The following is a 20,617-nucleotide window of genomic DNA, read 5'->3' on the forward strand; positions in this document are numbered from 1 at the left end:
AAGGTGACCTTCGATCCGCGCCCATTGCTCATCCGTCAGTGTCCGTCTGCTCACCGCTGGCTCCTTCCTCCAGCCTTGAACCAGAACTTCACATCAAACGGAATCCCTGAATGCAGACACGACCTAGAAGGGGCACAGGACCAGAAAACTCTCGCTCAAAGCCGGTTGAGAAGAACCGGAGAGCTTCAACGTTGAAACCACGTGGCGCCGACCCAATTTCACCGGTCGAACCGTTGCTCCACGTCAGGGAAGTCCGTCGGCTTTTAACGTCGCATCATTGAGGAAGGCCCTCCCACGGTCTACATATTGGACAGACATACCGGACGACGAACGGCGTGCCGGGTGACAGGTCGAACATCATAATATCGGAACATGAGATGCTCAGTTTTCTCGTCGATGGTGGCCAGATGGGCGCTGCCATCCGCGCCTATGACTGGCGCGACACCGTTCTGGGCGTGCCGGCGGAATGGCCAACCCCGCTGAAGACCGTGGTGAGCATCGTGCTCGGTTCCAATCAGCCCATGTTCGTCGCCTGGGGTGCGGAGCAGACGCTGTTCTACAACGACGCTTATGCGATCATTCTGGCGGACAAGCATCCGCACGCGCTCGGACGCCCGTTCATGCAGGTCTGGGCGGAAATCGAGGCCGACCTGACCCCGATCGTCCGGCAGGCCTATGGCGGCATCCCCGTCCACATGGACGACATCACGCTGATGATGCACCGGCGCGGGTATCTGGAGGAGGCCCATTTCGCGTTTTCCTATACGCCGGTCCGGGGTGAGGCCGGGGTGGTGGAGGGGCTGTTCTGCGCCTGTACCGAGATTACCGATCAGGTTCTGGCCGAACGCCGTCGTGCCGCCGATATCCGACGGCAGCAGCGTCTGTTCGAACAGGCACCGGGGTTCATCACCATCCTGCACGGACCCCACCATGTGTACGAGTTCGCCAACGCGACCTATCGCCGTCTGTTCGGCGATCGGGAATTCGTCGGCCGGACGGTGCGCGAGGCTTTTCCCGAACTGGAAAACCAGGGTTATTACGAACTGCTGGACCGCGTCTATCAGACAGGCGAGCGGTTCGTCGCCCATCACATACCGCTTTTGCTGGATGCAGGCGATGGCGACCGGGAGGAACATATCCTCGACTTCATCTATGAGCCGATCGTCGATGATGCCGGCAACGTGACCGGCATCTTCGTCCAGGGTCAGGACGCCACGGAAGCCCATCGCGCGCAGACCGAATTGCGGGAGAGCGAGGAACGTAGCCGGCGTATCGTGGAAGGGGTGAAGGATCATTCCATATTCACGGTCGATATCCGCAACCGGGTCATGGACTGGACGCCCGGTGCCGAAACCGTCTTCGGCTGGTCCGCCGACGAGATTCGCGGCCGCTCCGTCGACATCCTGTACACTCCCGAGGATCGCGCTGCCGACGTTCCGACGCAAGAATTGACGAAGGCACGTGACGAGGGCTGCGCCAGTGACGAGCGATGGCATCTTCGACGCGACGGAAGCCGGTTCTTCGCGAATGGATCGGTTCGTCCGCTGCACGACGCACAGGGCGCGATCACCGGCTTCATCAAGATCGCTCGCGACGAGACCGAACGACGCGGTGCCGAGGCTGCGCTGCGCGAGACCGAGCAACGTTACCGTCTTGCCGCCAAGGCGACCAACGACGCGATCTGGGACTGGGACCTGGCCTCGAACTGCGTCGAGTGGAACGAGGCGGTGCGGGTGCTGTTCGGCTATACCGAGGACGAGATCGAGCCGACCGGCGACTGGTGGATCGGGAACATCCATCCCGATGACCGGGAGCGGGTCGATGCGGATATCCACGCCGTCATCGCCGGGGCGGACGACCACTGGACATCCGAGTATCGCTTTCGCCGTGGCGACGGCAGTTTCGCCGATGTCTTCGACCGCGGGCATGTCTTCCGCAACGAGGAGGGAGCCGCCATCCGCATGATCGGGGCGATGCTGGACCTGACCGAGCGCAAGAGCGCGGAAAAGGCCCTGCGGGAGCTTAACGAGACGCTGGAGACCCGCGTCGCCGAGCGGACGGCGGATCTCATGACGGCACAGGATGCGTTGCGGCAGGCGCAGAAGATGGAAGCGGTCGGCCAGCTCACCGGCGGCCTTGCGCATGATTTCAACAACCTGTTGACCGGGATTTCCGGCAGTCTGGAGATGATGCAGATCCGCATCGCGCAGGGCAGGACCGATGATGTCGAACGCTATGTCGGCGCAGCGCAGGGCGCGGCCAAGCGCGCGGCGGCGCTGACCCACCGGCTGCTCGCCTTCTCACGCCGGCAGACGCTCGCCCCCAAGCCGACCAACGTCAATCACCTCGTCAGTGGAATGGAGGATCTGATCCGTCGTACGGTCGGGCCGTTGGTCGACGTCGAGACGGTCAATGCCGCCGGGCTGTGGCCCAGCCTGATCGATCCCAGCCAGCTGGAGAACGCCATCCTCAATCTGTGCATCAACGCGCGGGACGCGATGCCGCAGGGCGGCACGATCACGATCGAAACCTGCAATCGCTGGATGGACCAGCGCATGGCCAAAGAACGCGGTCTGGACCCCGGCCAGTATATTTCCCTGTGCGTGTCCGACAAAGGTACCGGCATGACGCCGGAGGTGATCGCCCGGGCGTTCGATCCGTTCTTCACCACCAAGCCGATCGGCGAAGGCACCGGCCTTGGCCTGTCGATGATCTACGGTTTCGCCAAACAATCGGGTGGTTCGGTGGCGATCTATTCGGAGGTCGATCAGGGTACGATGGTGTGCGTCTATCTCCCCCGGCATCAAGGGGAGGCCGAGACGACCGATATCGCGCTGGAAACCGGGGCGGCGCCGCGTGCCGAGGCCGGGGAAACGGTATTGGTCGTGGATGACGAGCCGACCGTGCGCATGCTCGTCGCGGAGGTACTGACCGACCTGGGCTATACCGCGATCGAGGCAGCGGACGGTGCGGCCGGGCTGAAGGTCATCAATTCCGACCTGCGCATCGATCTGCTCATCACGGATGTGGGCCTGCCCGGCGGGCTGAACGGCCGGCAGGTCGCCGATGCCGCACGGGTCGCGCGCCCCGATCTGAAGGTTCTGTTCATCACCGGATATGCGGAGAACGCCGTATTGAGTCACGGTCATCTCGACCCCGGAATGCATGTTCTGACGAAGCCATTTGGAATGGACATCCTCGCGACGCGAATACGCGATCTGATCGAGGGCTGAGGCAAGGACGTGGCGACAGGCCCGCGGTCGGGCATGTCGCGATCGGCCGGCGCCGCGATCCGCCCACCCGGGTTCCCGCGGGGCGTGCAGGCCGGCATACCGGCGCAACCATCCAGGCAGCGAGGCTCAACCTCCGGATTTCATTGCTGTCCCGGTGCCGGTCCGGCGCGCCCGTGACGATTGGCCCTATCGCATGCGGGCATCAGGGAGCATGTCCTTAACGACTGGGCTTCCATAGGATGAGGGAAGCCGCTCAGAGGATGGCAAGCGTCGATGTCGGTAGTCATGGTTGCGCTGTTGCTCGCGGGCAGTTCCGTCGAGATATTGCCGGCGCTGGTGCCACCAGCCGCAACCGCCCCGATCCAGATGGCCCCGGACACCCTGCCGCGGCCATCCGGACAGGCAATATCCGTCGAGCAGGAGACGCCCGGGCAGAACCCGTCACAGGCCGCCACCGCCGTTCCGCCGTCGCCCGTTGTCGAGCCGGATGGCCCTGCTACGCCTGCGACCCTTGTAACGCCTGCCACCCCTTCGACCCCGCCACAGGGGGGGCAGGCGGCGCCTTCCGGCCATTCTCCCCAAAACGACATCATCGTCACCGGCCGCAAGGAAGCGGCAGGCGATCCCCTGCGCGCGATCAATGCCGAGTCCTTCGCCGTCACCCAGAAGGTGGATGATGCGGTGGTCGGCCCGGTGGCCAGGACCTACAAGAAGACGGTGCCGGGCCCGATCCGGTCGGGCATCCACAATTTCCTGTATAATCTGCGCGAACCGATCGTCTTCCTGAACTTCCTGCTGCAGTTGAAGCCGGGAAAGGCGGTCGAGACGGTCGGCCGGTTCGCGATCAACAGCACGATCGGTGCCGTCGGGGTGGTGGATATCGCCAAGCGGAAGCCGTTCCGTCTGCCGCGACGCTCGAACGGATTCGCCAACACGCTGGGCTATTACGGCATCAAGAATGGACCGTTTTTGTTTCTGCCTCTGGTGGGGCCGACGACCGTCCGGGACCTGTTCGGGGGGGCGATCGACCGCCTTATCCTGCCGGCGGCGGTCGGCAGTCCCTTCACCAGTGCGACCTATGCGATACCGGCCGGCGTTCTGGGGACGCTCGACCACCGGTCCGAGTTCGATCAGACGCTGAAGGACCTGCACGACAATTCGCCCGATCCCTATGCCGCCTCCCGCGCCTTTTACCTGAACCGGCGGCAGGCCGAAATCGACCGGCTGCATGGTCGCGGCGACAATGATCCGGCCGGCATGACGGGACCGCCGCCAAGCGTCCGCCCGTTCGTCCCCCGCGATCTGGAGCCGCCCCCGTCGACCCCGGACACGTCGACCCCGGACACGTCGACCCCGGACCCGTCCGAGCGGCTGCGTTCCCCGGCGTCTGCCCCGACACCATCGGATGGCGGCCCTTCGGGCCAGTGATCCACCATGTCCCCGGTGTGGGGACCGACCGGTGACGAAGCCGGTCGCGATGGCGTGACCGGCGGCATCGCGGTCCTGTCCGCCTTCGATGCGGGCGGGAGCAAAGCACAGGGCCAGCCGTCCTACGCCACCCGACATCCCGCGCCATCGGTCAGTCGGTCAGTCCGGGGCCCTCGACGATCAGGGCGATGCCGATCGCGTTGCGCAGCCGGGCGGGGACGTCGACCTCCAGGGCAGCGGCGGTGCGGCGAAACGGCAGCGCCGCGCCGCCGGGAACCGACACCCGCTCGATCCGCCCGCGGCCGACCGGATTGGCGGCGCCCAGCAGGGTCGACCGCACTACGCCGTCGTCGGGCCAACCCAGCACCAGCGCATGTACCGCCTCGCCCTTGCGGACGTACCGGATATCCCGCGCCGTATAGGCCGTGTCCTGGCCACCTTCCGAAAAGCTGCCGCCGCCCGAACCGGTCGGCCCCTCGGCATGGATGCGCCAGGGCCGGGTGGCGTAGATCGCATCGCCATAACGGCGCATCCAGACGCCGATCGCCTCCACGATCTCGCGTTCCCGGGCATCGATCGTGCCATCGCCCCTGATCGGCACGCTGAGCATCATGTTGCCGTTCTTCGAGACGACGTCGCACAGCGTGTGGAGAACCTTGGCGGGCGTCTTGTAGCGATTGTCGCGCAGATACTGCTCGCCGTAGAACCAGTTGCCGAGACAGGTTTCGGTCTGCCAGGGATAGGGATCGATATGGCCCTTCTGCCCCCGCTCCACGACATCGACCAGCCCCATGCGGCGCTGGGGCGGGGTTTCCTTCGCGGTGCAGACGCCATCCAGCCGGCCGCCGTTGCGGCGCATGTTGTGGTTGTAGAAATAGGCGGCGATATCCAGCCCGGCCTGCCCGAGCGGCAGGTCGTGATTGTCGAAATACAGCATGTCCGGCTGGTAACGGTCGATCAGTTCGCGACAGCGCAGCAGCCAGCGGTTCACGAATGCCGGATCGGGAGACGGACCCTCGTTCCACAGCCCGTCGGTGGCGGCATGCCAGGCATTGGCCTCGGCGATCGACCCGATATCGTCGGGCATCCGCATCGTCGCCCCGCCATATAGCTGTTGCGGATCGAGCCCGTTCCACCACGTGCCGCGACCGTCGGCGCGTGTCAGCCTGGCGGCATCGTAACGCTCGCCGCGCCGGGGGCCTTCCGGATCATAGCCATAGGCCGGCTGGTTCCAGTGCCAGGCGTGACCCGAATGGTTGGACACCGCGAACCGCAGGCCCCGCGCGCGTGCCAGCTTCTCCCACGTGCCGATGATGTCCTTCCCGGGGCCGACGCGGGTGGTGTTCCAGCCATGATGGGACGAGGCATAGCAGTCGAGATTGTCGTGATGATTGGCGAGCGCCATGAAATAGCGCGCGCCCGCATGCTTGTAGAGATCGAGCAGTTCGGCGGGGTCCCAGCGTTCGGCCTTCCACGCATGCTGGATCTCCATGAATCCGCGATCGGCGGGGTGGCCGTAATGCTCGCGGTGATGGGCGTAGGAGGGGTGCCCCTGCAGGTACATGTTGCGCGCGTACCAGTCGTCGCCGGCGGCGGGCACCGACGGCGCGCCCCAATGCGCCCAGATGCCGAACTTGGCATCCCGGAACCAGTCCGGTGCGGTGTAGCCGGCGGCCAGCGATGCCCAGTCGGCCGTGAAGGTGCGCGGCGCGGGCACCGCCACCGGGCGCAGCGCCGCCCGCGGCGACGGTGGCGCAGCAGCGGCCTTCGCATCTTCCGCCGCGAGGGGAAGCGGGCTCAGGCCCAGCGCGGTGGCGCCGGCCAGCACGGTGCGGCGATCGATCGGTGTCATCGTGCAGTCCCCAGTATCTTGCCGGTCGTGCCGGGGGCAGGGCGCCCGGACGCGTGGTAGCGATCCGGGCTCCCTGCCGCCCCTTAGAAGTTCAGCCGCAGGATGCCGCTGATCCGGCGGTCGTTCAGCACCGAATCGCGGGGCCGCGTGTCGAGCCCGAAGATGGTGTCGCGCCGCGTGTTGGTCAGGTTGGTGCCGTCGACGGTGAACGCAACATGGTCGTTGAAGCTGTACGTGACCGACGCGTCGAGCTGGCCGAACGCGTTCGAGTAGATCGGCAGGTTGCGCGTGCCGTTACCCGCCGTCGTGCGGACGTACCGGCTGCGCCAGTTATACGCGGCGCGGAACGACACGGGACCCTTTTCGTACAGCCCGATCAAATTGTAGCTGTACTTGGACAGCCCCTCCAGCGGCACGGTGATGCGGGCGCCGCCGGTATCGATCGCGGTCGGCGACGGTGCCTCGGAATCCACATAGGTGAAGTTCGCCTGCACGCCGAAACCGCTGAGCAGCCCCGGCAGGAAGTCGAAGAAGGTGTTGCCGCCGATCTCGATGCCCTTGACCTTGCCGTCGTCGCCATTGGCCGGGCGATTGACGTCGTACACGACGCTGGTGTTGCCGAACGTGTAGGTTTCCGGGGTCACCGTGCTGGCGATGAACCCGTCGATCTTCTTGTAGAACCCGGCCGCGTACAGCAGCCCGGTGTTGGAGAAATACCATTCCAGCGATGCGTCGAACTGGTCCGCTTCCAGCGGCCGCAGGAACGGATTGCCGCCGGTGGCGATCGGACGGACCGGGTTCGGCGTGGCCGGATTGGGTTGCGTGATGCTCAGGTTGGGATTGAGTTGCGAAAAGTCCGGCCGCGTCAGCGCCTTCGATCCGGCAAGCCGGAGCTGCAGCCGCTCCGTGAAGCGGAACCGCAGGTTCAGGCTGGGCAGGAACTTGGTGTAGTTGCTGTCCGCGTTCACCGCATCGAAACTGGTCGTGCCGTTCTGGAAGGCGGGGCTGCCGTCGCCGTTGAAGGCCGGCGATCCATCGGGATTGAGTACCCGGACCTGCGGCGTCTGGCTGAGGAAGCCGTTGGACCGGGATTCGGTGCGGACCACCCGCACACTGACATTGCCGTCGAACGGCACCGCGAAATCGTCCAGCCCGAACCGGGCGGTCGCATAGCCTGCATAGGTCCTTTCGACCTGGGTGTTGCGATCGCTGGGCAGATAGGACTGACCCGCGATCAACGCCGCCGCCGCCGCGTCCGGCAACTGCGTCGCCAGCTTGCGGCGCGTCGAACCATAATCGTTCAGGATGGCCAGCGGGAAGGCGAGCACGTCGCCGAACAGGCCCGGCCGGCCACGGAAGAAGCTGCTGGTGTCGAACACCTCGTAGAAGCTGGAGTCCGGCAGCGTGCCGGGGCCGCCGAAAAAGCCCACGAAATTGCGGTACGACGTCGAGGCGTTGTTCGCGCGCCGGTTGGTGTAGCGCCCGCCGACCTTGATGGATTTCAGCGCCCCGTCGAATTTATATTCGGCGTCCAGTCGCCCGGCATATTCGCGCGCCGACGAATCGTCGATGTTGTCGAGATAATAGCCGAGGCCGTAATTCGCGGGGTTGGTGAACCCTGCGCCGGTCGGCAGCGTCAGCACCGGCACGGCGCCCGACAGGTCCTGCGTCACCGTCGTGTTCGGCGGGCTGAGCGATACGATCGCGCGATCCTGGCTCGACGTGCCCTTGATGTACTGGAAATCCGCGCTGACGTTCAGGCGATCGGTCGGATTCCACTTGCCGTTCAGCGAGTAGTCGGTGGTCACCGAATCGCGTGTCGAGAAACTGGTGTTGGAGGCGGTCGGTACGTCGACGAACGATCCTCGGATGAATTCGCCGTTGCTGTCGAACTGCGGCGGATCGATCGTGGACGGGATGATGTTGCTGGTGCCGGTGAACGCGAAGAACGAATAGTCGCGGAAGACGAAGTTGTATTCCGAACGGAACATCTCGCCCGTGAATTCCAGCCGGTCGGTTGGCCGCCACTGCACCGCGATGTCGGTGCCGAAGCGCTGGCGGTCGCCCTGGACCTGGCCGATGCCGGCGCCGGACGGAACGGTGGTCGTCGCGTTGCCACGGCCCGGGAAGGGGCCGAGGTCGGTCCCGGCGCCGAAGGTGTAGAATGGTTCGGTGGACACCGTATCCTGCCGGAACGCGGTCCGCTGATACGAGACGTTGGCGAGGATGCCGACCTGCCCGATCGGCGTGTTCCACCGATAGCTGACCAGCGCGCTGGCCTGCGGTTCCGTCTGGTCCACCAGGTCGTAATGGTTGAGCCCGAAGCTCGCCGCGAACTTCGCACCCGCGAAATCGAACGGCTTGCGCGTGCGCAGGTTGACGAGGCCGCCGATTCCGCCCTCGATCAGATCGGCCGATGGATTCTTGTAGATGTCGATGCCGGCCAGCAACTCGGACGGCACGTCTTCAAAGCTGAGGCCACGGCCGCCATTGGCGGTGAAGCTGTCCCGGCCGTTCACCTCGGTGCGGACCTGGGTCAGGCCGCGAATGGCGATCGAGCTGCCTTCGCCGAAGTTCCGCTCCACCTGCACGCCCGAAATGCGTTGCAATGCCTCGGCGACGTTACGGTCGGGCAGCTTGCCGATATCCTCGGCCGCGATGGAATCCACGATCTGTTCGGCGTTGCGCTTGATCTGCTGCGCCGACCGCACACTGGCGCGGATACCGGTAACAACGATGGCATCGTCCTCGGTGGTGTCGGTCGCGGCCTCGGCACCGATCGGCGCCTGCGCGGCAGGGGCCGGCTCCCCTGCCGTGCCGGTGCGGGGTGGCTGGCCGCCGACGCTACCATCGGCCTGTCCGGGCTGGATCTGACCGGCATCGCCATTCGCGACCTGAACGGTCGTCTGGGCAAACGCGACCACGGGAGAAATACCGAAGGCCAGCAGCGCCGACGATGCGCAGGCGTTCAGCCACCGCTGGCGATTCGGGCATGGGCGCGGCGACAGGGCGATGACAGTCGATTGCATTGTTCTTTTCCTCTCCTGGATGCGCGCTTCATGGCCAGACTGCAGCAGCCCGAGGCATGTCACGCCGTCATCTTGATCGTGATAGCGCTATCATAATCGAGCGAATCCACGGCCGGAACCTTGTATAAAAGGCTTTCCTGCCAAAGCAATGGGAGTGGTAGCGTTCGCTATCTGTGAGCGGGATGGGGTCTGGCCAGTCCAGATGGCGCGGCGCCGCTGTCGAGTGCGGATTGCGGCCCGGCACGACATTCGATGCGGGGTGGCGCCGCGGCGTCGATAATCGACGGGCGCGTTTCAAACATGATGCCACCGCCCCTGTCTGGAGGCGGTGGCACCGGTCAGTCGTTCGTCGTCGGTCGGGCGGTGGTCGTCATGGCCTGGAGGGCATCACTCTTCGGGTCCCGGGCCGCGTATCCCGAACGCTAGAATGACGTCCATTCGTCGTCCGTCCGCACCATGGCGGGAACGGCGACCGCCGGCAGGGGACGGATGTGTGAGCCATAGGCTTCCGGCTTGCCGTAATCGGGCTTGCCGGCCGGCTTGCGATCATGCGCGCCGGTGTGTCCGATATTGAACCGGCTTGCCTGCTCGCTCAGGTTGCCGACTTCGCCCGCCAGATTGCGCGCGGCGGCGGATGTTTCCTCGACCATCGCGGCGTTCTGCTGGGTCGACTGGTCCATCGTCCCGATTGCGGCCGATATCTGCGTGATCGCCGCCGACTGCGCCTGATTGTCCGCCGCCATCGTCGCCAGCAGTTCGTGGACCTGCGCCACATCACCCGAGATGTTGGCGAGCGCGCCGTCGACCTTGGTGACGGCTTCGACCGCCGTCACGATATCGGTCTGCGTCACCGTCAGCTGGTCACGCGCCCGCTTGGCTTCCTCCTCGGCACGCATCGCCAGCGCTGACACCAGATCGGCGACGACTGCGAAGCCGCGTCCGGCATCGCCCGCCCGGCCCGCCTCGACCGCGGCGTTCATCGCCAGCACCCGGGTCTGGAACGCGATCTTGTCGAGCCCCTCGATCACCGAGTCGATGCCCTTGGCGCTGTCCGACACCCGGCCCATCGCCTGTACCGCTTCGTCGGCGACCGCACGGCCGCCACCGACCGTGGCGATCGCCTGATCGGCGCGTTCCACGGTCCGCGTCGCCGCGACCGCTGACGCGCGCAGCCGACCATCCATCTGCGTGACCGAGGCAGCAGTCTCCTCCAGCGAGGCGGCGTTGCTTTCGGTACGGCGTGCGAGATCCTCGGACGCCTGCGCGATCTCGCCGGAGCCGGTACGGATCGTGGTCGCACTCTCCGACACCGAGCCGATCAGGTCGCGCAGCTTGTCCAGCGCTTCGTTGAAATTCAGCTTCAATGCCGCATAGTCGGCGGGGAAATCCGTATCGATCGTGGCGGTCAGGTCGCCGTTCGACAGGTCGGACAGGTGAGTCGATACGGTGTCGACCACCATCTTCTGTTCGGCATCGGTGCGTGCCTTTGCCTGATCGGCCGCCTGCTTGGCGATGCCGTCCTGCCGGAAGACCTGTACTGCCCTGGCCATCGCGCCAACCTCGTCGCCGCGATCGATGCCGACGATCCCGGCGTCGTAACGGCCGCTGGCCATGTCGGCCATCTGCCCGCGAAGTCGGTCGAGCGGCCCTGTGATACCTTTGCGCGTCGCGACCATTGCCAACCCCAGACCCGCGATCACGCTGACGATCGCCACCGCGATCAGCGTCGTCGACGTGTGACGGTTCGACGCGGTGAGATCGGCGGACGAGGTCTTGGCGAAATTGATCCGCTTCTCGTTATAGGGCGCGAACCGCCCCTGCAGCCGGTCGGCGAGCGCGTCGCCGTCCTGCAGCATCCGGCGTGCCGCATCATTGTCATTGCGCAACCCCAGCGCGACGCCCTGCGCGTACCTGTCCTGTATGGCAGTCAGTTCCCTGGCGAAATCGTCGATGATCGTCGCAGCGGCGGGGTCGCCCGCCTTGGCCTGATCCAGCGATCCGATGGCGGCATCGAACGCCGTCTTTTCGCCCTTGGCAGCGGCATGGGCCTTTGGCGAGCCGCCGTCATAGACCAGCGTCTGATACGATCGGTAGCTCATGCTCAGCAACGACCTGTTGGCGCGGGCGAGGTGAATGGTCGGTTCCATCGTATGCGCGATCAGATTGCCGTACCGGGAATCGGCGGCCATCAGCCGGCTGGACGATGTCCATGCCAGGCCCAGGGCGACGATTCCGATCAGCGACAACAGGAGGGATATTTTGATCGATATCTTCAGGTTGTTGAGTGTCGTCATGATGTGTCCCTAGGTCGCCTCGTCAATCTGGGCTGCGCGCGCCTGTGACGCGTGCCCGGTTCCCTAGGTTTAGGACGAGATTGCACCGGACGGACGCAGACAATCGATTTTGGTATACCGATTGGTCGTTTCGACGCCGGTGGTCGATGCATCTGGCGATGATCTTCAAAGCCAGCCAGCCAGCCAGCCAGCCAGCCAGCCAGCCAGCCAGCCTGCCACCGGCCACCGCGACGCCGCCGGCGTTATCCGACTGCCGCGATCGCCTTGGTCGCCAGTTCACCGGTCCAGTCGAGGTCGCCGACCGTGCGCAACACCTCGCGCCCGGCCGAATCGTACAGGATGCTGGTCGGCAGGTTGCTGGCCACCGCGGGCACCCATGCCATCTTGGGGTCGGTATAGGCTTTCAGCGTCGTGAACTTCCGTGCGGCGAAGAAGGGCGCGACCTTGGCCGGGTCCATGTCCTGGCTGAGCGTCACGACATGAAGCCGCCCCGCCTCACGCGTGGCCAGCGCGTCCAGCGTCGGCAGTTCCTTCACGCAGGGGCCGCACCACGTCGCCCACAGGTTCAGCAGCACCGGCTTGCCCCGAAACGACGCCAGCGTCACCGGCTTGCCGGCCGGATCGAGGAAGCCGAGCGTCGGCGCCGCCTCGCCCGCATGGCTCCGGTCGAACGAGCCGCTGCGCGGGGCGGCAGCGGCGGCGGGGGGTGCCTCGTCGGCGCTCACCTCGTCGGCGGACGGCGCGCCTGCCGCATTGCCTTGCCCCGCCGGGGCCGAGGGCTTATCGCCGCACGCGGCCAGCAGGCCCGCAAGCAGGACCGGAATGATCGACGAACGCATGAAATCCTCCAATGCCATGTGGGGCGGCCGCTTTGCGGAAGGGCCCTCGGCGGTGATGCGTGAGATTAACGCCTCGCTGCCGTTCGACAAGCGAATGTGGCGACAGGACATTGCCGGATCGCTGGCGCATGTCGCGATGCTCGGCAAACAGGGCATCGTCTCTCCGCAAGATGCGGCGACGATCGCGGCGGGGCTGGAGACGGTGGCGGCGGATTACGCAGCGAACGGCGTGCCCGACGATCTGTCGCTCGAAGACATCCACATGCTGACCGAGGCACGGCTGGCCGAGGCGATCGGCCCGGTCGCCGGCCGGCTGCATACCGCGCGCAGCCGCAACGATCAGGTCGCGACCGATTTCCGCCTGTGGGTGCGCGACGCGATCGATCAGGTACTGGCCGCGCTCGCCGCATTGCAGGTCGCGCTGCTGGCGCGGGCGGAGGACCATGCCGGCAGCGTGATGCCTGGTTTCACCCATCTGCAATCCGCGCAGCCGGTGACGCTGGGCCATCACCTGATGGCGTATCACGCGATGATCGCGCGCGATATCAGCCGCTTCGTCGATGCCCGTACCCGGCTGAACCGCTGTCCGCTCGGCTCGGCGGCGCTGGCGGGCACCGGTTTCCCGATCGATCGCCATGCGACGGCGACGGCTTTGGGGTTCGACGGGCCGACCACCAACTCGCTCGACGCAGTGTCCGACCGCGACTTCGCACTCGATTACCTGACGGCGGCGACGCAGTGCGCGCTGCACCTGTCGCGGCTGGCGGAGGAATTCGTGCTGTGGGCGTCGCAGCCCTTCGGCTTCGTCGCGCTGTCCGACCAATGGTCGACCGGCAGTTCGATCATGCCGCAGAAGCGCAATCCCGACGCCGCCGAACTGGTGCGCGGCCATGCCGGCCGGATCATGGGCGCGATGACGTCGCTGATGGTGACGATGAAGGGCCTGCCGCTCGCCTATTCCAAGGATATGCAGGACGACAAGCCGCCGGTGTTCGAAGCACACGACCTGCTCGGCCTGTGTCTGGCGGCGATGACCGGGATGGTCGACAGCGCCACCTTCCGCACCGACCGGATGCGGCAGGTGGCGGAGGCCGGCTTCTCCACCGCGACCGATCTGGCCGACTGGCTGGTGCGCGAGGGTGGCCTGCCATTCCGCGAGGCGCATCACGTCACCGGTCGCGCGGTGAAGCGCGCGGAGAAACTGGGCATCGGCCTCGATGCGTTGTCGCTGGACGAACTGACCGCGATCGACGGTCGCATCGATGCCTCGGTCTACGACGTGCTGTCGGTCGACGCCTCGGTTGCCAGCCGTACCAGTTTCGGCGGCACCGCCCCCGCCAATGTCCGCGCGGCGATCACGGCGGCAAGGGGAGAGGCATGAGGCCCGTCCTGATCGCGCTGCCGCTGCTGCTCGCCGGGTGCGGGTCCGCCGCCGGGCTGAAACCGCCGGAGGGCAGCTCGCTGCCGGTCGCACCGGTGGGCGCACGTGCGACGCCGACGCCACAGGAACTGCTCGCCCCCACCCCGCAACAGCGCCCGCAGCGCAGCGACGAGCTGCTTCGTCGTTCCGACCAGCGCCGCAATGACGAGTTCGATCTGCCACCGCGATGAACCATTTCGATTATTCAGATGGCGTGATGCACGTCGAGGACGTGGCCGTGCCGGTGATCGCCGAGGCGGTCGGCACCCCGGTCTATATCTATTCCGCCGCGACGCTGCGCCGCCATGCGCGCGTGTTCCGCGAGGGGCTGGCCGGCGTGCCGCGCAAGCACCTCGCCTATGCGATCAAGGCGAACCCCAACCTCGCGGTGCTGCGCGTGCTGGCGGACGAGGGCTACGGCGCCGATGTCGTCTCCGTCGGCGAGATGCGGCGCGCGCTCGCCGCCGGGATGCCGGCGAAGGACATCGTCTTCTCCGGCGTCGGCAAGACCCGCGCCGAACTCGCCGCCGCGCTCGATGCCGGGATCGGCCAGTTCAACCTCGAACTGGAGGAGGAGGGCGTCGTCCTCGCGCAACTGGCGCACGAACGCGGCCTGCGCGCGCCCGCCACGCTGCGGGTGAACCCCGATGTCGATGCCGGCACCCACGCCAAGATCTCCACGGGGCGCAAGGAAAACAAGTTCGGCGTACCGATCGATCAGGCGCCGGCCATGTTCGACCGGCTGGCGGGTCTGCCGGGGCTGAACCTGCGCGGTGTCGCGGTCCATATCGGCAGCCAGTTGTTCGACCTGAAGCCGCTGGAGGCCGCCTATGTCCGCCTCGGCGAACTGGTCGCCGAGCTGCGCGCCGCCGGCCACACCATCACCCATGTCGATCTCGGCGGCGGTCTCGGCGTCCCCTACAAGGCGGGGGACATGCCGCCCAGCCCGGCCGAATACGGCGCAATGGTCGCGCGCGTCACCGCCGACTGGGACGCGGAACTGATGTTCGAGCCCGGCCGCGTCATCGCGGGCAATGCCGGGGTGCTGGTTACCGAGGTGATCTGGGTGAAGCCCGGCGTCGTCCATCCCTATGTCATCGTCGATGCCGCGATGAACGACCTCGCCCGCGTCGCCCTCTACGATGCCTATCACGATTTCGTCGCGGTGCGCCCTACGGGCGAGCGGATGACGGCGAACATCGCCGGCCCCGTCTGCGAAAGCGGCGACACCTTCGCGATGGGGCGCGACATCGACCGTGTCGTGTCCGGCGACCTCGCCGTGCTGCGTACCGCCGGCGCCTATGGCGCGACGATGGCGTCGACCTATAACAGCCGGCCGCTGGTGCCCGAGGTGCTGGTCGATGGCGACCGGTTCGCGGTCGTCGCCGACCGGGTGGCGGCCGAAACGCTGATCGCCGCCGAGCGCGTGCCGGACTGGCTGCAAGGGTGAGGGCGGGGGCATGAGCCTGCACAGCCTGCCGTTGTTCGTGCGGCTGGCGGGCCGACCGGTGATCCTGCTGGGCGAGGGCGAGGCGGCGGATGCCAAGCGCCGCCTGCTCGATCGCGCCGGCGCGGTGGTCGTCGGCGAGACGGCACAGGCCGCGCTCGCGATCGTCGCGATCGACGAGGAGGATGTGGCGCTGGCGGCGGTGGCCCGGCTGAAGGCGCGCGGGGTGCTGGTCAACGCGGTCGACCGGCCCGATCATTGCGATTTCACGCTGCCCGCGATCGTCGACCGCGATCCGGTGCTGGTCGCGATCGGCACCGGCGGCGTCTCCGCCGGGCTGGCGGCGGCGCTGCGCCAGCGGCTGGAGGCGTTGCTGCCCGCGACGCTCGGCGATCTGGCGCGCGGGATGCACGCCGCGCGTGCCGGTCTGCGCGCCGCGCTGCCCGACATGGGCGCCCGCCGCCGCGCGATCGGCGCGGCGCTGGCGCCGGGCGGTCCGCTCGATCCACTGGCCGACCATGCCGGGATCGACATGGTCGCGGCGATTGCCGCCGGCGGTGCACCCGAACGGCTGGAGCCGATCATGCTGACCTCCGCCGATCCGGACGACCTGACGCTGCGTCACGCCCGCCTGCTCGCCAATGCCGACCGGGTGTTCCACGGTGCAGACGTGCCGCCCGCGATCATCGACCGCGCCCGCGCCGATGCCGCGCGGATCGTCGGACCGGCGGACGTGGGGCCGGGCCTGACCGTCGACGTGCGGATGGCATGGTGATGGAGGCGTATTGCGTCCGCTTCGTCCGGGGCCAGGCCACCGCGATCACCCCGGACGAGGCGCTGGCGGTGCGTGGCGACCTGGTCTGGATACATCTGCCGCAGATCGACGACGAGACGCGTGGCTGGCTGCACGAACGCGCGGCGCTGGACGATTACGTCGTCGACGCCCTCACCGCGACCGAGACGCGTCCCCGCTGCGAGGCGTTCGGCGAGGGGGCGTTCCTCAACCTGCGTGGCCGTTCGCAGGCGGCGCTGGACGGCGATCTGCTGGCCTCGGTCCGCATCTGGGCGGAGAAGGGCCGGGTCTTCTCGGTCACGCGCAAGTCGTTGATCGCGGTCGGCATGGTGAAGGCGGAGGCGAAGGGCGGGCATTTGCACGATCCCGGCGACCTCATCACCGCCTTCGCCGCCGCGATCACCGCCGATCTCGACCCCGATGTCGCGCAGCTTGGCGACGAGCTGGACGATTGCGAGGAGCGGATCGACGCCAGCCGCATCTTCGAACTGCGCCGCACCGTCAGCAAGGTGCGGATCGCCGCGATCGGCTATCGCCGCTTCCTCAGCCCGCAGCGCGCCGCGCTGGAGAAGCTGGCGGCATTGCCGGGTGACTGGCTGGGCGACGACGATCGCCTCCACCTCGCCGCCGCCGCCGATCGCGCCGCGCGGATGGCCGAGGAACTGGAGTCGATCCGCGAACGCTCCGCCCTGATGCACGAAACGCTGTCGGACCTGCGCGCCGAGCAGATCGACACCCGCTCGCTCGTCATCTCGATCGCGGCGCTGGTGTTCCTGCCGCTGACCTTCATCACCGGGTTGTACGGGATGAACGTGGCGAACCTGCCCTATGCGCAGGAACCCTGGGCGTTCGATGCGATCGCCGGCCTGTGCGCGGTGATCGCGGCCGGGGTGGTGATCTACTTCGTGCAGCGCCACTGGTTCACCCGCTGAGGAGTGGCTAAAGGGCCGGGATGACCGACCACACGCCCGATCCCCAACTGCTCGCCAAGGCGGAAACCCTGACCGAGGCGCTGCCTTATCTGCAGCGTTATGCCGGCCAGACCTTCGTCGTGAAATATGGCGGCCACGCGATGGGCGATCCCGAACTGCAGCGCGATTTCGCCGAGGACGTGGTGCTGCTGAAGGCCGTCGGCATCAACCCGGTGGTGGTCCATGGCGGCGGGCCGCAGATCGGCGCGATGCTGAAGCGGCTGGGCGTCGAGTCGCGGTTCATCAACGGCCTGCGCGTGACCGACAAGGAAACCGCGCAGATCGCCGAAATGGTGCTGGCCGGATCGATCAACAAGGATATCGTCGGCTGGATCGGGCAGGCCGGCGGCCGTGCGGTCGGCATTTCCGGCAAGGACGGCAATCTGGTGCTGGCCGAAAAGGTCGGACGGATGGACCCCGATCCGCTTCAGGGAATCGAGCGCCACGTCGATCTGGGCTTCGTCGGCGAACCGATCGCGGTCGATCGCCGCATCCTCGATACGCTGTCCGATGCGGGGATCATCCCGGTGGTCGCGCCGGTGGGGATCGGCGCGGACGGCCATACCTACAACATCAACGCCGATACCATGGCGGGCGCGATCGCCGCGGCGCTGGGTGCGGCGCGCTTCTTCCTGCTGACCGACGTGGCCGGCGTGCTCGACAAACAGGGCGAACTGCTCACCTCGCTCGATCCCGCCCGCGTCGCCGAACTGCGCGCGGACGGTACCATCACCGGCGGCATGATCCCCAAGATCGAGACGTGCGTGGCGGCGGTGCAATCGGGTGTCGACGCCGCCGTGATCCTCGACGGGCGCGTGCCGCATGCGATGCTGCTGGAAATCTTCACCCGCGCCGGGGCGGGCACGCTGGTCAGCGCGAAAGCGGGCGCACGCTGACGGGCGATATCGGCGCGGGGCTTCTACGCAGCCCTGCGGCTTCCTATAGAGTGACCTATCCCCACCGGAGGCTCCCCCTTTGATCGCGCTTCTTCAGATCGCCCAATTGCTACTCAACATCGTCTGGTGGATCATCGTCATCCAAGCGATCCTGTCGTGGCTGGTCGCGTTCAACATCATCAATACGCACAGCGACCTCGTCCGCACGGTCTGGACCGCGCTGGGCCGGATGACGGAGCCGCTGTACCGCCCGATCCGTCGCATCATGCCCGATTTCGGCGCGCTCGACCTGTCGCCGATGATCGTCCTGCTGCTGATCTACATTCTGGGTGAGATCGTGATTCCCAACATTGCGGCCAGCTATATCGGCGTCGCCTGATGCGTGGACGCCGACCGCCGATGGCATCGTCGTCGCGGTCCGCGTCACGCCGCGCGGGGGCCGTGACCGGTTGGGTGGGGGCGAGGGGCTATGGCTGGCGGCGCGCATCGCTGCCGCGCCGGTCGACGGCAAGGCGAACGCCGCGCTGATCGCGCTGGTCGCCGCGGCCTTCACGGTGCCCAGACGCGCGGTGACGATCGTCGCCGGCGACACCGCCCGGTTGAAGCGCCTGCGCATCGCCGGCGATCCCGCCGCGCTGGCAGAAACTGCGCGCAGCCTCTATGCGGGCGAACCATGACCGCCACCATCATCGACGGCAAGGCCCATGCCGCCAGCCTCCGCGCCGCCATCGCCGGCCACGTCCCCGCCTTCCGCGCCGCCACCGGTCGCGCGCCCGGCCTCGCGGTGGTGCTCGTCGGCGAGGACCCCGCCTCCGCCGTCTATGTCCGCAGCAAGGGTCGCGCCACGCGCGAGGCGGGGATGGAAAGCGTCGAGCATCGCCTGCCTGCCGATACCGACACCGCGACGCTGCTGGCGCTGGTCGCGGACCTGAACGCCGATCCCGCGATCGATGGCATCCTCGTGCAACTGCCGCTGCCGCGACAGGTCGATGCGCAGGCCGTGCTGCTCGCGATCGATCCGGACAAGGACGTCGACGGGTTCCACCCGGTCAATGCCGGCCGGCTGGCGACGGGGATGCCGGGCTTCGTCCCCTGCACTCCGCTCGGCTGCGTGATGCTGCTGAAATCGGTGCATGGCAGCCTGTCGGGGCTGGACGCGGTGGTGATCGGTCGCTCCAACATCGTCGGCAAGCCGATGGCGCAGTTGCTGATCGCGGAAAGCTGCACCGTCACCGTCGCGCACAGCCGCACCCGCGACTTGCCCGCGCGGATCCGTGCTGCCGACATCGTCGTCGCGGCGGTCGGCATCCCCGCGCTGGTGAAGGGCGACTGGATCAAGCCGGGCGCGACCGTGATCGACGTCGGCATCAACCGTACCGAAACCGGGCTGGTGGGCGACGTGGATTTTGCCGAAGCAATGGCGGTCGCGGGCGCGATCACGCCGGTGCCGGGCGGGGTCGGGCCGATGACGATCGCCTGCCTGCTCCGTAACACCTATGTCTCCGCCTGCCGGCGCGAGGGCGTGGCGGCGGCCCCGGTTGACACGGCGTCATGATCGAACTGTTCGTCTCGTCGCTCATCACCTTCTTCGTGGTGATCGATCCGCCCGGCTGCGCGCCGATCTATGCCGGGCTCTCGGCGGCGGCCTCGCCCGCGCACCGCAAGGCGATGGCGATCCGCGCGGTCGGCGTCGCCGCCGCGATCCTGCTGGTCTTCGCGCTGTTCGGCGAGGACCTGCTCCACGGGCTCGGCATCGAACTGGCCAGCTTCCGCATCGCAGGCGGCATCATGCTGTTCCTGATCGCGCTGGAGATGGTGTTCGAGAAGCGCACCCAGCGCCGCGAGGATCGCGCCGCCAAGGTTGCCGAAATCCCCGAAGAGGCGGAGGACGTCTCGATCTTCCCGATGGCGATGCCGATGATCGCCGGTCCCGGCTCGATCGCGTCGGTGATGCTGCTGATGAGCCGCAACGACGGGCTGGAACGGACGCTGGTGGTGCTGGCCGCGCTGGCGACGATCCTCGCACTGACGCTGGTGGCGCTGCTGGCGGCGGGGCCGATCATGCGACTGCTGGGCGCGAAGATCGAGGCGGTCATCACCCGCCTGCTCGGCGTCCTGCTCGCCGCGCTGGCGGTGCAGTTCGTGATCGACGGGGTGGAAGTGGCACTGCGCTGATTGCCGTCATCGCAAGGGGCGTGGCGTTGCCCCGCCTGCAATGACGGCGGCAGGCTCAGTGTGCCGCCGTCTCATACCCTGCCGGCGGGATGCCATGCCCGGTCAGGTCCTCCAGCGCGCCGTTGAGCGACAGGCTGACCATGCCCAGCCCCAGCGCATCCGCGAGGCTGAGCGATTCGGCGATCAGGGCCGCCAGTGCGCGCCGGCGATCGGGGGAGGATATCGTTTGCATAACCGCGC

The 20,617-nt window shown here is 67.2% G+C and carries 17 protein-coding genes; 12 read left to right on the top strand and 5 right to left on the bottom strand.

Annotated features, from left to right (window positions below; translation table 11 throughout):
- The first annotated feature begins 377 nt into the window (after positions 1 to 377).
- Positions 378 to 3,233 carry a hybrid sensor histidine kinase/response regulator gene (locus tag ABD719_RS17715; protein ID WP_344694691.1) on the top strand — a complete coding sequence of 952 codons (2,856 nt, stop codon included), beginning with the start codon at positions 378 to 380 and terminating at the stop codon, positions 3,231 to 3,233.
- A gap of 273 nt (positions 3,234 to 3,506) precedes the next feature.
- Complete coding sequence (locus tag ABD719_RS17720; protein ID WP_344694692.1) at positions 3,507 to 4,661, top strand: MlaA family lipoprotein; 1,155 nt, start codon at positions 3,507 to 3,509, stop codon at positions 4,659 to 4,661.
- Between the two features lie 151 nt (positions 4,662 to 4,812).
- On the opposite strand, the gene ABD719_RS17725 is transcribed toward ABD719_RS17720, so the two are convergent.
- The 4 genes from ABD719_RS17725 to ABD719_RS17740 form a co-directional block, all read right to left on the bottom strand.
- Positions 4,813 to 6,513, bottom strand: a complete 1,701-nt coding sequence (locus ABD719_RS17725) for an alpha-L-fucosidase (protein ID WP_344694693.1) — start codon at positions 6,511 to 6,513, stop codon at positions 4,813 to 4,815.
- Positions 6,514 to 6,596: 83 nt separating this feature from the next.
- Complete coding sequence (locus ABD719_RS17730; protein ID WP_344694694.1) at positions 6,597 to 9,542, bottom strand: TonB-dependent receptor; 2,946 nt, start codon at positions 9,540 to 9,542, stop codon at positions 6,597 to 6,599.
- A gap of 422 nt (positions 9,543 to 9,964) precedes the next feature.
- Positions 9,965 to 11,836 (bottom strand): methyl-accepting chemotaxis protein, encoded by a 1,872-nt coding sequence (locus ABD719_RS17735; protein WP_344694695.1) that lies wholly within the window; start codon positions 11,834 to 11,836, stop codon positions 9,965 to 9,967.
- A gap of 242 nt (positions 11,837 to 12,078) precedes the next feature.
- Complete coding sequence (locus ABD719_RS17740) at positions 12,079 to 12,675, bottom strand: TlpA family protein disulfide reductase (protein ID WP_344694696.1); 597 nt, start codon at positions 12,673 to 12,675, stop codon at positions 12,079 to 12,081.
- Positions 12,676 to 12,691: 16 nt separating this feature from the next.
- Between ABD719_RS17740 and argH the strand changes: the two genes are divergently transcribed.
- The 10 genes from argH to ABD719_RS17790 all read left to right on the top strand — a co-directional run bounded on the left by argH (position 12,692) and on the right by ABD719_RS17790 (position 20,377).
- Entirely contained in the window at positions 12,692 to 14,056 is a 1,365-nt protein-coding gene (gene argH / locus ABD719_RS17745; protein ID WP_344694761.1) for an argininosuccinate lyase, read from the top strand.
- Positions 14,053 to 14,286 carry a hypothetical protein gene (locus tag ABD719_RS17750; RefSeq protein ID WP_344694697.1) on the top strand — a complete coding sequence of 78 codons (234 nt, stop codon included), beginning with the start codon at positions 14,053 to 14,055 and terminating at the stop codon, positions 14,284 to 14,286. Before argH ends, ABD719_RS17750 begins: the two co-directional genes overlap by 4 nt.
- Entirely contained in the window at positions 14,283 to 15,545 is a 1,263-nt protein-coding gene (gene lysA, locus ABD719_RS17755) for a diaminopimelate decarboxylase (protein ID WP_344694698.1), read from the top strand. The genes ABD719_RS17750 and lysA overlap by 4 nt, the downstream gene beginning before the upstream one ends.
- Positions 15,546 to 15,555: 10 nt before the next feature.
- Positions 15,556 to 16,317, top strand: a complete 762-nt coding sequence (locus ABD719_RS17760) for a precorrin-2 dehydrogenase/sirohydrochlorin ferrochelatase family protein (protein WP_344694699.1) — start codon at positions 15,556 to 15,558, stop codon at positions 16,315 to 16,317.
- A complete protein-coding gene (locus tag ABD719_RS17765) occupies positions 16,317 to 17,267 on the top strand; it encodes a CorA family divalent cation transporter (protein ID WP_425567216.1) in 951 nt (316 codons plus the stop codon). Before ABD719_RS17760 ends, ABD719_RS17765 begins: the two co-directional genes overlap by 1 nt.
- A gap of 20 nt (positions 17,268 to 17,287) precedes the next feature.
- A complete protein-coding gene (gene argB / locus ABD719_RS17770) occupies positions 17,288 to 18,202 on the top strand; it encodes an acetylglutamate kinase (RefSeq protein WP_344694701.1) in 915 nt (304 codons plus the stop codon).
- Positions 18,203 to 18,281: 79 nt separating this feature from the next.
- Positions 18,282 to 18,581, top strand: a complete 300-nt coding sequence (locus ABD719_RS17775; RefSeq protein WP_344694702.1) for a YggT family protein — start codon at positions 18,282 to 18,284, stop codon at positions 18,579 to 18,581.
- Entirely contained in the window at positions 18,553 to 18,879 is a 327-nt protein-coding gene (locus ABD719_RS17780) for a DUF167 family protein (protein WP_344694703.1), read from the top strand. The genes ABD719_RS17775 and ABD719_RS17780 overlap by 29 nt, the downstream gene beginning before the upstream one ends.
- Positions 18,876 to 19,757, top strand: coding sequence for a bifunctional methylenetetrahydrofolate dehydrogenase/methenyltetrahydrofolate cyclohydrolase FolD (folD, locus tag ABD719_RS17785; RefSeq protein ID WP_344694704.1), 882 nt, complete (start codon positions 18,876 to 18,878; stop codon positions 19,755 to 19,757). Before ABD719_RS17780 ends, folD begins: the two co-directional genes overlap by 4 nt.
- Positions 19,754 to 20,377 (top strand): MarC family protein, encoded by a 624-nt coding sequence (locus ABD719_RS17790; RefSeq protein ID WP_344694705.1) that lies wholly within the window; start codon positions 19,754 to 19,756, stop codon positions 20,375 to 20,377. Before folD ends, ABD719_RS17790 begins: the two co-directional genes overlap by 4 nt.
- Before the next feature lie 55 nt (positions 20,378 to 20,432).
- On the opposite strand, the gene ABD719_RS17795 is transcribed toward ABD719_RS17790, so the two are convergent.
- The gene (locus ABD719_RS17795; RefSeq protein WP_344694706.1) at positions 20,433 to 20,609 is read right to left on the bottom strand and encodes a hypothetical protein; all 177 of its coding nucleotides are present in this window, start codon (positions 20,607 to 20,609) and stop codon (positions 20,433 to 20,435) included.
- Between the last annotated feature and the right edge of the window lie 8 nt (positions 20,610 to 20,617).

The sequence above is a fragment of the Sphingomonas cynarae genome, from assembly GCF_039537815.1.
Lineage (GTDB): Bacteria > Pseudomonadota > Alphaproteobacteria > Sphingomonadales > Sphingomonadaceae > Sphingomonas > Sphingomonas cynarae.

What these genes read in the sequence shown, in the direction of transcription:
- ABD719_RS17795 (WP_344694706.1), bottom strand. Translation starts at nt 20,609, where the DNA reads ATGCAAACGATATCCTCCCCCGATCGCCGGCGCGCACTGGCGGCCCTG.
- ABD719_RS17760 (WP_344694699.1), top strand. Translation starts at nt 15,556, where the DNA reads ATGAGCCTGCACAGCCTGCCGTTGTTCGTGCGGCTGGCGGGCCGACCG.
- ABD719_RS17720 (WP_344694692.1), top strand. Translation starts at nt 3,507, where the DNA reads ATGTCGGTAGTCATGGTTGCGCTGTTGCTCGCGGGCAGTTCCGTCGAG.
- ABD719_RS17740 (WP_344694696.1), bottom strand. Translation starts at nt 12,675, where the DNA reads ATGCGTTCGTCGATCATTCCGGTCCTGCTTGCGGGCCTGCTGGCCGCG.
- folD (WP_344694704.1), top strand. Translation starts at nt 18,876, where the DNA reads ATGACCGCCACCATCATCGACGGCAAGGCCCATGCCGCCAGCCTCCGC.
- argH (WP_344694761.1), top strand. Translation starts at nt 12,692, where the DNA reads ATGTGGGGCGGCCGCTTTGCGGAAGGGCCCTCGGCGGTGATGCGTGAG.
- ABD719_RS17750 (WP_344694697.1), top strand. Translation starts at nt 14,053, where the DNA reads ATGAGGCCCGTCCTGATCGCGCTGCCGCTGCTGCTCGCCGGGTGCGGG.
- ABD719_RS17765 (WP_425567216.1), top strand. Translation starts at nt 16,317, where the DNA reads ATGGAGGCGTATTGCGTCCGCTTCGTCCGGGGCCAGGCCACCGCGATC.
- ABD719_RS17730 (WP_344694694.1), bottom strand. Translation starts at nt 9,542, where the DNA reads ATGCAATCGACTGTCATCGCCCTGTCGCCGCGCCCATGCCCGAATCGC.
- argB (WP_344694701.1), top strand. Translation starts at nt 17,288, where the DNA reads ATGACCGACCACACGCCCGATCCCCAACTGCTCGCCAAGGCGGAAACC.
- ABD719_RS17735 (WP_344694695.1), bottom strand. Translation starts at nt 11,836, where the DNA reads ATGACGACACTCAACAACCTGAAGATATCGATCAAAATATCCCTCCTG.
- lysA (WP_344694698.1), top strand. Translation starts at nt 14,283, where the DNA reads ATGAACCATTTCGATTATTCAGATGGCGTGATGCACGTCGAGGACGTG.
- ABD719_RS17725 (WP_344694693.1), bottom strand. Translation starts at nt 6,513, where the DNA reads ATGACACCGATCGATCGCCGCACCGTGCTGGCCGGCGCCACCGCGCTG.
- ABD719_RS17790 (WP_344694705.1), top strand. Translation starts at nt 19,754, where the DNA reads ATGATCGAACTGTTCGTCTCGTCGCTCATCACCTTCTTCGTGGTGATC.
- ABD719_RS17715 (WP_344694691.1), top strand. Translation starts at nt 378, where the DNA reads ATGCTCAGTTTTCTCGTCGATGGTGGCCAGATGGGCGCTGCCATCCGC.